The 12,931-nt window shown below is 63.1% G+C and carries 11 protein-coding genes; 3 read left to right on the top strand and 8 right to left on the bottom strand.

What is annotated here, in order from left to right; all coding sequences use genetic code 11:
• Positions 1-51: 51 nt before the first annotated feature.
• From JV551A3_RS29065 to ubiE, 5 genes are all read right to left on the bottom strand, one after another.
• Positions 52-387, bottom strand: coding sequence for a phosphoribosyl-ATP diphosphatase (locus JV551A3_RS29065; RefSeq protein WP_013974545.1), 336 nt, complete (start codon positions 385-387; stop codon positions 52-54).
• A 1-nt stretch (position 388) separates the two neighbouring features.
• Positions 389-781 (bottom strand): phosphoribosyl-AMP cyclohydrolase, encoded by a 393-nt coding sequence (gene hisI, locus JV551A3_RS29060; protein ID WP_013974544.1) that lies wholly within the window; start codon positions 779-781, stop codon positions 389-391.
• Positions 782-853: 72 nt separating this feature from the next.
• The gene (gene ubiB, locus JV551A3_RS29055; protein ID WP_133975930.1) at positions 854-2,473 is read right to left on the bottom strand and encodes a ubiquinone biosynthesis regulatory protein kinase UbiB; all 1,620 of its coding nucleotides are present in this window, start codon (positions 2,471-2,473) and stop codon (positions 854-856) included.
• Complete coding sequence (locus tag JV551A3_RS29050) at positions 2,470-3,093, bottom strand: ubiquinone biosynthesis accessory factor UbiJ (RefSeq protein WP_112249548.1); 624 nt, start codon at positions 3,091-3,093, stop codon at positions 2,470-2,472. Before JV551A3_RS29050 ends, ubiB begins: the two co-directional genes overlap by 4 nt.
• Positions 3,093-3,863 carry a bifunctional demethylmenaquinone methyltransferase/2-methoxy-6-polyprenyl-1,4-benzoquinol methylase UbiE gene (ubiE, locus tag JV551A3_RS29045; RefSeq protein WP_013974541.1) on the bottom strand — a complete coding sequence of 257 codons (771 nt, stop codon included), beginning with the start codon at positions 3,861-3,863 and terminating at the stop codon, positions 3,093-3,095. The genes JV551A3_RS29050 and ubiE overlap by 1 nt, the downstream gene beginning before the upstream one ends.
• A 124-nt stretch (positions 3,864-3,987) precedes the next feature.
• Between ubiE and JV551A3_RS29040 the strand changes: the two genes are divergently transcribed.
• Positions 3,988-4,263 carry a polyhydroxyalkanoic acid system family protein gene (locus JV551A3_RS29040; RefSeq protein ID WP_112249546.1) on the top strand — a complete coding sequence of 92 codons (276 nt, stop codon included), beginning with the start codon at positions 3,988-3,990 and terminating at the stop codon, positions 4,261-4,263.
• 20 nt (positions 4,264-4,283) lie between these two features.
• Here the strand turns inward: JV551A3_RS29040 and JV551A3_RS29035 are convergent, their stop codons facing one another.
• Entirely contained in the window at positions 4,284-9,014 is a 4,731-nt protein-coding gene (locus JV551A3_RS29035) for a DUF6543 domain-containing protein (RefSeq protein WP_235874651.1), read from the bottom strand.
• Positions 9,015-9,192: 178 nt separating this feature from the next.
• Here JV551A3_RS29035 and JV551A3_RS29030 point away from each other — a divergent pair, with 178 nt between their 5' ends.
• Positions 9,193-9,612 (top strand): phasin family protein, encoded by a 420-nt coding sequence (locus JV551A3_RS29030; RefSeq protein ID WP_112249544.1) that lies wholly within the window; start codon positions 9,193-9,195, stop codon positions 9,610-9,612.
• A gap of 10 nt (positions 9,613-9,622) precedes the next feature.
• The gene (locus JV551A3_RS29025; RefSeq protein WP_133975928.1) at positions 9,623-10,396 is read left to right on the top strand and encodes a phasin family protein; all 774 of its coding nucleotides are present in this window, start codon (positions 9,623-9,625) and stop codon (positions 10,394-10,396) included.
• 112 nt (positions 10,397-10,508) lie between these two features.
• On the opposite strand, the gene JV551A3_RS29020 is transcribed toward JV551A3_RS29025, so the two are convergent.
• Together JV551A3_RS29020 and phaC are read right to left on the bottom strand one after the other, a co-directional pair.
• Positions 10,509-11,123 carry a TetR/AcrR family transcriptional regulator gene (locus JV551A3_RS29020; protein ID WP_112249540.1) on the bottom strand — a complete coding sequence of 205 codons (615 nt, stop codon included), beginning with the start codon at positions 11,121-11,123 and terminating at the stop codon, positions 10,509-10,511.
• A gap of 13 nt (positions 11,124-11,136) precedes the next feature.
• Positions 11,137-12,819: a class II poly(R)-hydroxyalkanoic acid synthase gene (gene phaC, locus JV551A3_RS29015; RefSeq protein ID WP_133975926.1), complete on the bottom strand. Its 1,683-nt coding sequence runs from the start codon at positions 12,817-12,819 to the stop codon at positions 11,137-11,139.
• Positions 12,820-12,931 lie beyond the last annotated feature (112 nt).

Genomic DNA, 12,931 nt, shown 5'->3' with positions numbered 1-12,931 from the left:
ACCGCGTTGCATTCTTCGCGGGTGAACCCGCTCCCACAGGGGGAAAATACATCAGGCCGACGGCTGGCGTGCGGCCTTCTCATCATGCCCGGACAAACCGAAGCGACGTTCCAGCTCATCGAGCACGGCTTGCGGATGCTGGCCCAGCGCACTGAGCATTACCAGGCTATGAAACCACAGGTCGGCGGTTTCGTAGATGACATCGCTGTAATCCTTGCTGACCGCAGCGTCCTTGGCGGCAATGATCGTCTCGACCGACTCTTCGCCAAGCTTTTCGAGGATCTTGTTCAGGCCCTTGTGGTACAGGCTGGCAACGTAGGAGCTGTCGGGGGCCGCTTGCTTGCGTTCTTCAAGCACTTCGGCCAGGCGGTTGAGGGTGTCGCTCATGTCAGTGTCCTGCGCTGTAGATGGCATCCGGGTCTTTCAGGACCGGGTCGACGGTTTTCCACTGGCCGTCTTCGAAGACGCGGTAGAAGCAGCTTTCACGGCCGGTATGGCAGGCGATATGGCCCAGTTGCTCGACCATCAGGATGATCACGTCGGCATCGCAGTCCAGGCGCATTTCATGCAGCTTCTGCACATGCCCGGATTCCTCGCCCTTGCGCCACAGCTTGCCACGCGAACGTGACCAGTAGATGGCGCGTTGCTCGGCGGCGGTCAGGGCCAGCGATTCGCGGTTCATCCAGGCCATCATCAGCACGCGTCCGGTCTTGTGGTCCTGGGCGATCGCCGGTACCAGGCCTTCGCTGTTCCACTTGATCTCGTCCAGCCAGTCTTTCATCGTCGACTCCAAAGCGGGCCCGCTCCTGTGCCGGGCCCTTTGCGCTAGTGTGCCAGCCATGGGCGCGGCTGGCTATTGGCGCACGATCAGGTAAAGGCCGGCGGCCAGCATCAGCCAGGCCGGCCAGGCGGCAGGGGCGGCCAGGCTCGCGGCCTCGGCGGCACCAGCAGCCAGTACCGCACCACCGCCCAACAGGCCGGCACCCAGCAGGCGCAGCGCCCAGCGGTCGCCCTGGCGACGGCGTTCAGGCAGTTGCGGGTCGTGCAGATGCGGTTGTGACAGGCGCTCGAGGACGTCGCGGGCCATGTCGGCCAGGTGCGGCAGCTGCTCGACCTGGCTGTGGATGTTGCCAAGCACGGCTTTCGGGCTCATGCGGTCACGCATCCAGCGTTCGAGGAACGGTTTGGCGGTGCTCCACAGATCCAGGTCGGGGTACAACTGACGGCCCAGGCCTTCGATGTTGAGCAGGGTTTTCTGCAGCAGGACCAGCTGCGGCTGGACTTCCATGTTGAAACGCCGTGCCGTCTGGAACAGACGCATCAGCACCTGGCCGAAGGAAATATCTTTTAACGGTTTTTCGAAGATCGGCTCACAGACGGTACGGATCGCTGCTTCGAATTCATTGACCTTGGTGTGCACCGGTACCCAGCCCGAGTCGATGTGCAGTTGCGCGACGCGGCGGTAGTCTCGCTTGAAGAAGGCGATCAGGTTACGCGCCAGGTAATCCTGGTCCTCGTCCGTCAGGCTGCCGACGATGCCGCAGTCGATGGCGATGTACTGCGGGCTCCAGGGGCGTACCGTGCTGACGAAGATGTTGCCGGGGTGCATGTCGGCGTGGAAGAAGCTGTCGCGGAACACCTGGGTGAAGAATACTTCCACGCCGCGTTCGGCCAGCATCTTCATGTCGGTGCGCTGATCGGCGAGCGTGGCCATGTCGGTCACCGGCACACCATAGATGCGCTCCATCACCAGTACTTTCGGCCGGCACCAGTCCCAGTACACCTGTGGCACATACATCAGCTCGGAATCTTCGAAATTGCGCCGTAGCTGGCTGGCGTTCGCCGCTTCGCGCAACAGGTCGAGTTCGTCGTAGATGGTTTTTTCGTAATCGCCGACGATTTCCACCGGGTGCAGGCGGCGAGCATCGGCAGAGACACGCTCGGCGCCTTTGGCGATCAGGAACAGCCAGGCAATATCAGCGGCGATCACCGGCTTGAGGCCTGGCCGGACTACCTTGACCACCACCTCTTCGCCGCTTTTCAGGCGGGCAGCGTGAACCTGAGCCACCGAGGCGGAGGCCAGTGGCTCGACGTCGAAGCGGCTGAACACCTGGCTGACCGGGGCGCCGAGCTGCTCTTCGATCAGCGCCACGGCCTTTTGCGGGTCGAACGGCGGCACGCGGTCCTGCAGCAACATCAGCTCATCGGCGATGTCGGTTGGCAGCAGGTCGCGGCGGGTAGACAGCAGCTGACCGAACTTGATGAAAATCGGCCCAAGGTCCTGCAGTGCCAGGCGCAGGCGCGCGCCACGGCTGAGCTCGGACGGCTTGCGCGGGAGCCAACGCCACGGCATCAGCAGGCGCAGGCTCATCAGCCACCAGGGCAGCGGGTAGTCGAACAGCAGGTCATCCAGCCGGTAACGAATGACTACACGCTGGATGCGAAAGAGACGGCGGACGGCGAGCAGCTTCATGCGTTATCGCTGATATCAAGGGATCGGGAGAGGCGCTTGAGGCGCGCCTCGAGGCGTTCTGTATCGAGCTTCAGGGCATCGAGCTCGCTGAAGGCGGCTTCGGCTTCGCGCTTGCCGACCAGGGTGCGGGACTCTTCGGCCAGGTACTCGGAAAGGTTCTGGCTGAAGCGCGCCAAGCCCTGGCGGGTCCAGCGTGCGCGCAGGCGAATGTGGCCGGCCAGCAGCGCGGTGGCGACCGGGCCGAGCCAGCGTTGCAGCTCGTGCTCCCAGTCCAGCTCCAGGTCCTGCAGCACACCGAACAGGTCGAGCAGCACGGCACTGTCGCCATGCAGTTCGACTTGCGGGCTGTGCAGCACGGCAGTCTTGTCCCTGGCCACGGCCAGTTGTGCCAGGCTGCCGGCCGGGGCGCGCAGGCTGCAGTCGACCTCGCCTTGCCAGTGGGCGGCGAGCATCAGGCCCTCTTCATCGGGCAGGATGAACACCTGCAGGGCCGGTTGGCGGCAGTCGATCTCGATGACCTTGCCTTCCAGCGCGGCCAGCCGCGGCAGGGCCGTGCTGTCCATGCGCAGGACGCGGTTCAGGCCATGTTCGACGCTGGCGAGCAGCCCGGCCAGCAGCATCAGGGTTTGATTCCCCGGTGCACGGCGACGATGCCGCTGGTCATGTTGTGGTAGGTGACGCGGTCGAAACCGGCCTCGACCATCATGGCCTTCAACGTTTCCTGATCCGGGTGCATGCGGATCGACTCAGCGAGGTAACGGTAGCTCTCCGAGTCGTTGGTGATCAGCTTGCCGGCCAGCGGCATGAAGGCGAACGAGTAGGCGTCGTAGGCCTTGGACATGAGCTTGTTGGTCGGCTTGGAGAACTCCAGCACCAGTAGGCGACCGCCCGGCTTGAGCACGCGCAGCATCGAGCGGATGGCTTCGTCCTTGTGGGTAACGTTGCGCAGGCCGAAGGCAATGGTCACGCAGTCGAAGTGGTTGTCGGGGAATGGCAGCTTTTCGGCGTCGGCCTGGACGAACTCGATGTTGCCGGCCACGCCACGGTCGAGCAGGCGGTCACGGCCGACCTTGAGCATCGATTCGTTGATGTCGGCTAGCACTACCTGGCCGGTCGGGCCGACCAGCCGCGAGAACTTGGCGGCCAGGTCGCCGGTACCGCCGGCGATGTCCAGTACACGGTTGCCGGCGCGTACGCCCGACAGCTCGATGGTGAAGCGCTTCCACAGGCGGTGCATGCCGCCGGAAAGCACGTCGTTCATCAGGTCGTACTTGGCCGCTACCGAGTGGAACACCTCGGCGACTTTCTTCGCCTTCTGGCTTTCAGGGACATCCTGGTAACCGAAATGGGTGGTGGGTTCGGCGTGGTCGCCTTTGCGCTGGTCGTTCATATCGCTTCACCGGAAAAAATTACCGCCATTCTAGGGCGAACGGGCGGATTTGTCTTGGCGGGGTGTGCCAGTGGGCAGGGGCGGGCATAATGCCCATTATGTCTTCATCTTCAGGAACACCTGCATGACTCAGATCAGCGTCGAACGCAAACATTCCCTCGGCCGCGATGCCGCCCGTGCCAAGGCCGAAGCGCTGGTCGACAGGCTGACCCGCGAATACGACCTCAAGGCCACCTGGAACGGTGACCGGGTCGACGTGGCGCGCAGCGGCGCCAACGGCAGCGTTCACATCGGTGAGGACAGCATCCGCGTGGAGCTGAAGCTGGGCATGATGCTGTCGATGATGAGCGGTACCATCAAGGGCGAAATCGAGCGCGCACTGGACAAGGCCCTGGCCTGAGGCCCAGCGCGCGCGGTCTGCTACGGTAACGCGGGCGGAAACGGGATGAGATCGGCAATCTGTGCCAGGCGCAGGTCGCCACGGTAAATCGCTATGCGCTCCCGCGGGTTGCTGGCCAGCTCCAGTTCGGCGTCCCGGCCGACAGCGCGGGGCTCGCGGAATTTCAGGTGGCCTTTGACGAAATCATGGGGCTGGGCATCCGCAGAACGGTAATGAAAGTGGGCCTCCCACAGTACCGTTTGCGGCGCTTGGACGTCGCTGATCAGGTAGGTGTCGAGGTAGTCGTTGGCGTGGCGCAGCGCCTTGCGCACTATGCCTGGCCTGATCGAGACGCGCTGCTGCCCTGCCAGGTAGCGCAAGGCGGTGGCGTCTGGGTGGCGGGTGTTCAGGTAGGCATTGGTGAGCAGCTGCTGCTTGCGCTCGCTGACTCTGGCGATGGCCTGGCGCAGCTGGTCGACCAGATTGTCGTCGGTCCGCTCCAGTTGTCGCGCCAGCGCGCTCATGTCATCGATAGGCCAGTCCAGGAAATCAGCCAGGCTATTGGGCTGGTCTGCGTAGCGGGCTGCAAAGTCGAGTTTTTCGTCAATTTTTGCCAGCAGGTGCCTGGCCTCCGTGCGCAGCTGGCCCAGGTCGGGCTCTGCGGCGCGCGGCTGGGCGACTTGCTCATGCCACTCATTGCCGTGTCGCTCGTAGTTGCCAGCGGGTTGCTGGTTCAGCGGGTTGCGTTGAAACGCGCGGTCGCCTTGCGCTTCCACCAGCGCCGGGCGCCCGCGTGCAACGCGGATCACCGTGCGCCTGGCCGGCATCGGGTGCTGGATTGTGCGCTGCGGCGGCGTGGCGATGCCTTTGTCGAGGCTGGCCAACGCCGTGGCCAGCTGGGCTTCGGTCGTGTGTACCAGCGCTTGCATTTCCTGGATATATTCATCGAGGATGGCCTCGTCCAGGGCCGGGTCGCTGAGCGACCTCATGTAGTGGGCCTTGTCGAGTATCGCGCGATACCGGCGTAGCACATCCTCCAGCACGTCGGCCTTGTCTTCGGCAGAGCCGTCGGCCGTGGCGAGGCCGTCATGGCTCCAGATCGTACGGCTCAGTTCATTGTTGCTGAGCACCTCCCGTAACGGCAGCAGATTGTCGGCTGCTTCGGCGGTTAGCTTGGTCTTGTCCAGTGTCAGGTAGGCCAGGTCGCCGATTAATTGCGCGCGCACCACCAGCGTTGAATAGGTGCGCCGTTTGATAGCGTTTTCAATCCTGGTGGCCTTGTCGGCGAAGTCGATTTTGCTGTTTTCCAGCGCTTCAGGTATGGCCCGATCCAGGCGTTGGCTGACCACCAGCAGACGGCGGCTGGCCTGCAGCGAGTCGCGAACGCTGTCACGGTAGCTGAGATAACTCTGAATCTGCTCGTCGGTCTGCGGCAGCCGCACCATGCGCTTGCCCTGCTCCACCAGCAGTTCATGATCGACTTGTTCCAGCAGACGTCGGCATAACAGCATGTCGCTTTCGATGGCCGCCCCGAACCAGTTGCTGAATCTGCTGGCGTTGGTCCCGGTGGCGTCGAGCCTGAGAAAGCGCGGTTCATTCAGCTCCCTGAAGGTGTTGACGTTCGCTTCCAGTATCTCGCCCTTTTTCTCCAGGAACAGCGCAGAGGCCTTGAGCTCGGCGGCATGCAGCCGACGCAGGGCCAGCAGCTGTTGTTTCTGCGCATTCAGTGCTTCTGGTGGATTGGCGCGCTCATGCGCGGGCAACGCTTGCGACGCGCGGCTGTAGGCTGCGGCGAGCTCGTCATAATCGGCAAGGCGCTGGCTGTTGCGCTCCATGAGAGGGCGCAGCTTGTTCAGCGCGTCGCCATTGCGCTTTGCAGCGTCGCGCAGTTGTGTGTAGCGCTGCTGGTTGTCGGCGTTGATGGACCTGCTGGTCCTGGGCATGCCACCTGCCAATTTCAGGTTGAGTGCCCATTCTCCGTTCCAGCGTGTCAGCCAAGGGCCTCTGCTGCGTTCACGGCCTACGATGTGGTAACCGTCGGGTGCGCCCTGCCATCGTGATTGCCATTCACTGCTGCTCGGGTCCGGGCCGACGATCTGTATGCCGCCCCATGTCTCCTGTACTTCGTACGCCGCCCCTTGCAGTGCCACATAGTGGCGGTCGGCGATTTTATACAACCCGCGCAGGCGGCCCTCTACCAACGGTGCATGACCCTCCAGCGACAAGGTTGCCCGAAGCTTGACCAGCGCCTGGCGCTCGGGCTGCGTCAGGTTGCCCACACGCTGGTTGTCGTGCCAGCTGGAGAGCCGCATTGGCACGGCCTTCTGCTCGGTGGTCAGTGTTTCCCAAGTGCGCTCATGCGGTTTGTCTGCGACCTCAGTCATGGGCCCGTCCGGCTCGACGGGCTCGGCGAATCGCAACTTCGCAGGCGGCAAGCCGCTGGCGGGGAGGGGCGCATCACGGTGAGCCAGAAGCATGGCCAGGTTGGTCAGCAGGTCGACTGTCGCCACGATCCGCGCGTCATCGCTACCGTTGGCCAGCACCGATATATCATCCCGGGTGGCCGACAGCGCTTGCACCAGCCAGGTCAGGACGGCCAAGGGGCCGCGCCAGAACACGGTCAGGGTGTTGAACAACGACCAGGCCGCTTGTTGCACCAGCTGCCATTTTTCCTGCGCGTTGGACATGCTGCTGGTGGATGCGGCCAGACGCATGGCTTTGATCCTGGCGTCGAACAGGTGCGTGTCCAGGTCGGCGAGCCAAGGGGTGAAAACGCAATCGACCGGTTGTCGAAGCAGCTGCACGAGTTCGTCCGCCACCAGGCTGTCCCCACCCAGCAAATGTGCCAGTTGCTCCAGCCTGGGATGGAGGTGAGGGCGCGTGAAGCCGTCGTTTGCATATACCGCGCGTACGTCTTCGTGCAGCCAGTCGAGGATACTTTGTTGCAATTCACCTTCAGTGCGGATTGCGGTCATCAGCTGATCCAGCTCAGCGAACTCCAGCAGGGCCTGGCTGGCATAGAACGGTCGGTACAGGACCCAGCCGTGCGTGGCGGGTAGCTTGATCAGGAACATGCCATGGGCGATGTCTGTGGTCGCAGCGCCTGGCGCGCAAAGAAACGCCAAGGGGCCGATGCGCAGTGGCTGGCCATCGCCGTTACCTTGGCAACAAGCCAGCAGCGCAACGCGCGCGGGTTCGCTCAGCTGTTGCTGGATGCTGGCCTTGAGGGTGCTGAACAGCAAGTGGCTACGCCATTCCCGAGCGTATTGCCGGATCCGCTCGGCCCTGCGTGGTTGTTCGGCCACTGTAGTGTCCAGATAGCGAGGGTACTGGCCACCAATGTCCACTTTATGAATCAGCGCGTTGATCTGCTCGATGCTCAGCCAGCCGCCGGGCTTGCCGCCAGTGGGAAGCGTCACGCCAGTCATTACCTCGCCAGCGCCCAGGCGCAGGCGAGCGATCGCCAGCTCAGTCAAGCTTACCCTGCGCAGGGGCAGCGATTGCCCGCCTTGTATCGTGTTGCCGACGATGCTTTGTGAAACCTCGATCATGACCTCGTCAGGGTCGTGCTGTGCCACCTGCGGGTAGCTGCTTTGCAGTTGCTCGCGCAGGCGGCGTCTGGCGTAGCGCTGAAGGTCGTCGACATCGCTGAGTGAGGTGGAACCTTTGGACTGCCCTTGCTGAGCGGCCAGGTCGAGCAGCGCCGCATGATAGGCGTAACGGTCGCTGCCCTCGGCGTCGGTCAGCCAGGCCGGCAGGCTGACAGCAGGCGAGTCGTGCACCCGACAGGCCTGGTTCAGAAAGTGCGCACTTGGGTCGGTCAGCCGGTGCAACTGGTTCTGCAGGTCACTCACCGAGGTCAACGAGCCGAGGCGCAAGCGCTCGATGTCTTCAAGCATGGCATTGAGCATTTGCCTGGCCTGAAAGGCGAATGGACTGCCAATCACGGGGGTGTGCGCCCATGACAGCCGCTCGAAGCGATAGCCCCGGGCCAACTCGTCCTGCAGTGCGCTGGCGAAGGCTGCAAGGTCGGTGAAGCTGCGCACCCTGCCATCAGGCTTGCAATGCAGAAGCAGGCGCCGCGAGCCGTGCGTCATGCTCAGCAGCAGGCCAGCCAGTGTTACCGGCAGCGTCCCGCCTGCTGTTTTCAGGCTTACGCTCACTGCGCTGATGACCAGGTCTTCATGGGCCTCGGCGAGCAGAGCGTACAGGGCAGCCTTTTCATCGTTGTCCAGGCCCTGATCGTGCATGTTGCTGATCAGCGCGGCCTTGATCGTGTGCTCGAGCCAGCGCATGCGGCAGACCTGGCTGGTTTGATCGATGCCATTCCAGAAACCGACCTGCGCCTGCTGAAACTTCTCCAGCAGGGCCCCCAGCACGTGGTCCAGGTCCTCGTTGAGTCTGCTCAGGTCCAGGGCGATCGCAGGCTTTTTGCTGCCGCCCATCCCCTCAACCTGTACCTGAAACGGCTGCGGCGGTGCGATGCTTGGCCGATCGCCAGGGCTCAGCTGCAGATGTTTACCCGTCAGAAAATGCTCAAGCAATTTATCCAGCAGCGAGCGGTGCGGGTCGGCACCACCCGCAGTGGGCAGGATGACGAAATCATCGAGCGAGGTGAGCTGTGGATGGTTGTTGCGCACCCACGGGTAATGATCGACGAGAACCTGGAACCCTTCATGGGACAGCACGTCCCGTACCGTGGGTCGTCCAGCGAAACAGTCTGCGACTTTTTGTTTGAAGGTTTCCCAGGTTGCGTCAGGGGTGTCAGTCATGGCGTCAGCTCCGAACAGGTGAGTGACGTGACGCTAGCGTGGGGTTGCCCTGCACATGCGGTAGATGGTTAAAGCCGGTGGCACCTTAGGGTGAGGATTCTAATTTTCCTGCCTACCGTATGCTCAAGCCCAACCTTCATGGGCGGTTGTTCCCACTCATGAGCATGAGGTACACAGCATGGCCAAAGTGAACGTGAAGAAAAAGGACGACGCCCCGGGCACCCTGGGCGAGGTGCGCGGCTACGCACGCAAGATCTGGCTGGCCGGGATTGGCGCGTACGCACGCGTGGGGCAGGAGGGCTCGGACTACTTCAATGAGCTGGTCAAGGCTGGCGAAGGCGTCGAGAAACGTGGCAAGAAGCGCATCGATCAGGAGCTGGAAGCAGCCAATAACCAGATCGATGAAGCCACCCAGGCTGTCAGCCGTGTGCCAGGCCGGGTAGAAATTCAACTCGACAAGATTGAAAAAGCTTTCGACGCGCGGGTAGGGCGCGCCTTGAATCGCCTCGGCATTCCGTCTAAACATGACGTTGAGGCGTTGTCCATCAAGCTTGAACAGCTGCATGAGCTGCTCGAGCGCGTCGCGCACAAACCATAAGGAGAGCAGGATGGCTGGCAAGAAGAATTCCGAGAAAGAAGGCAGCTCCTGGGTCGGGGGGATCGAGAAGTACTCCCGCAAGATCTGGCTGGCAGGGCTTGGTATCTATTCGAAGATCGACCAGGACGGCCCGAAGCTGTTCGACTCGCTGGTGAAGGATGGCGAGAAGGCCGAGAAGCAGGCGAAGAAGACCGCCGAAGATGTTGCTGAAACGGCCAAGTCGTCGACCACTTCGCGTGTGTCGGGCGTGAAGGACCGTGCACTGGGCAAGTGGAGCGAACTCGAGGAGGCTTTCGACAAGCGCCTGAACAGCGCCATTTCGCGCCTTGGTGTGCCTAGCCGCAATGAGATCAAGGCCCTGCACCAGCAGGTGGACAGCCTGACCAAGCAGATCGAAAAGCTCACCGGCGCTTCGGTTACGCCAATTTCGTCGCGCGCTGCGGCCAAACCGGCTGCGAGCAAGGCGGCGGCCAAGCCACTGGCCAAGACGGCAGCGGCCAAGCCTGCGGCGAAAACCGCGGCAGCCAAGCCAGCAGCCAAGCCAGCAGCAGCCAAGACCGCAGCGGCTAAACCTGCAGCCAAGACTGCGGCGGCCAAACCCGCGGCGAAACCGGCAGCGGCCAAGCCGGCCGTGGCGAAAAAGCCTGCAGTGAAGAAAGCCCCGGCCAAGGCGGCGGCCCCGGCTGCTAACGCTGCGCCAGCTGCGACTGCAGCCCCGGCACCAACTGCCGCCCCGGCCAGCAGCACGCCGTCGGCACCGACCGGTACCGGGACCCTGATCTGATTCCGCGTTGCCTTATTCGCGGGTGAACCCGCTCCCACAGGGACACTACAGACCTTGTGGGAGCGGGTTCACCCGCGAATGCGTCGGTTGCTGCAATACATTCCTGTCAGGCTTACCCCTCCAGATACCGCACCGCCAACTGCTCCGTCGCCCCCCGCGCCTGGGCCTGCAGATGCGGCGCCACCAGCATCATCACCTGGTACACCACTATCCCCACATCCCCCTCGCGCCCCAGTACCCGCTGATAATCCAGCGAGAACATCAGTGTCAAAGTGATCTGCTCCACCAGTTGCCCCAGCGCCTGGGTCTCGCTCTCTATCAGCCCCTGGCCCTTGAGGCTGGCCAGCAACGCCGCCAGCGTGCGCTTGAGCGCGTTGATCAGGCTGCGCATGCCGCGCGCCAGTTTGGGCAGGCGCCCGGTCAGGTTCGACAGGTCCTGGAACAGGAAACGGTACTGCGCCATGCGTTCGACGATCAGGTGCAGGAACAGCCAGTAATCCTCGGCATCCAGGCGTACCTCCAACGGCGGGTCGAGCAGGGGCATCAGCGCTTCTTCAAAGCGCTCGAACAGCCCCAGCACCAACGGCTCCTTGCCGTGGAAGTGGTAGTAGAGGTTGCCGGGGCTGATGCCCAGTTCGTTGGCAATTTCCAGGGTGGACACGTTCGGTTCGCCCTGCTGGTTGAACAGTTGCAGGGCACATTCGAGGATACGGTCGCGAGTCTTCATCCAGTCGGCATGCTCATCGGGTCAGCACATAGGTGCCCGGCGCCGGGCCCAGCGGTGGGTAGGTGGCATTGCCCAGCTCGTTGCGCGGTGCCTTGAGCGGGCCGGAGCGCGGGGTGATCCACTCCAGCCACAACGGCCACCAGCTGCCTTCGCTGCGCTTGGCATCGTGGAACCAGGCACGCGGGTCGCTGGACAGCTTGGGGTTGGCCAGGTAATAGGCCTTGGGGTTGCCGGGCGGGTTGATGATGCTCTGGATGTGCCCGCTGTTGGCCAGTACGAAGCGCCGGTCGCCACCCAGCAGCAAGGTCGAGCGGTACACTGCATCCCACGGGGTGATGTGGTCGTTGCTGCCAGCAACGGTGAAGCTGTCCAGCTCGACTTTCTTCAGGTCGATGGGTGTACCGCATACCTCCAGCCCGGCGGGGTGGGTAAGCGGGTTGAGCTTGAAGAAGTCCAGCAGGTCGCCGTGCAGTGCGGCGGGCAGGCGCGTGCTGTCGGCGTTCCAGTACAGGATGTCGAAGGCTGGTGGTGTCTTGCCGAGCAGGTAGTTGTTGACCCAGTAGTTCCATATCAGGTCGTTGGGCCGCATCCAGGCGAAGATCCGCGCCACCTCGGCGCCATCCAGCACCCCGCGCTGGTAGGAGCGGCGCTTGGCGGCCTCGATGGTCTGCTCGTCGGCGAACAGGCTTGCAGGGCTTTCGAACTTGCTGTCCAGCAGGCTGACCAGGTAGGTGGCACTGCGTACCCGGCGTAGCTGGTGCTTGGCCTGCAGGTGGCCCTGCAGCGCGGCCATGGTCAGGCCCCCTGCGCAGGCGCCCATCAGGTTGGGGTCGCGGTTGCCGCTGATGCTGCGGCAAGCGTTGAGCGCTTCTTCCAGGGCCTGCACGTAGCTGGACAGGCCCCATTCGCGGTGGCGCGGGTCGGGGTTGCGCCAGCTGACCATGAACACCTGCAGGCCATTCTTGAGCATGTACTGGACGAAGCTGTTGGTCGAGCTCAGGTCGAAGATGTAGAACTTGTTGATCTGCGGGGGCACCACCAGCAGTGGCCGGGAGTGCTGCTTTTCGCTCATCGGCTTGTACTGGATCAGCTCCAGCAGTTCGTTGCGAAACACCACGGCGCCGGCGGTCGCGGCCAGGTTGCCGCCCACTTCGAATGCGCGCTCGTCGACCTGGCGTGGCAGGCCGTCGTTGTTGCGCAGGTCATCGAGCAGGTGGGCCACGCCGCGTACAAGGCTCAGGCCACCGCTGTTGAACAGTTCCTTGACCGCCAGCGGGTTGAGCAGCGAGTTGCTTGGTGCCAGTGCATCGTTGATCAGGTTGAACAGGAAGTGCGCACGGGCCCGGTCATCGTCGTCCAGGTGGCTTTCCTCGATCCACAGGCGGGTCTGCTTCTGCCAGGCCAGGTAGGCCTGCAGGCCGCGCCGGTAGAACGGGTTCTGGCTCCATGTCGGATCGTTGAAGCGCGCATCGCGCGGGTTCGGCTGAAACGGCGTGTCCCCCAGCATCACCCGACCCAACTGGCCACCCAGAGCCAACAGGTGATGCGCGGTATGCAGCGGGTGGCGCAAGCTTTGGCGGCTGACATTGCGCAGCGTGGAAATCAGGTCACGGCCACGCAGGCCGAGGATGGCGTTCTGCACGTTCATGCTGGTGGCGGGAAGCGTTGGCGTTCCTTTGGCCGGTTTGTCTTTCATGGCAACACTCCCTCGTCCTGACCTGGTGCTTCATGACTAAACATATTCGCTGATTTAGCAGGGTCTCTGTGGGAGCGGGTTCACCCGCGAACACCGGCGAAGCCGGTGCCAT

This window comes from Pseudomonas inefficax (genome assembly GCF_900277125.1).
GTDB classification, from domain to species: Bacteria; Pseudomonadota; Gammaproteobacteria; order Pseudomonadales; family Pseudomonadaceae; genus Aquipseudomonas; species Aquipseudomonas inefficax.
Note: the sequence above shows the minus strand (reverse complement) of the source record. Positions and strands in the feature narration are given on the sequence as shown.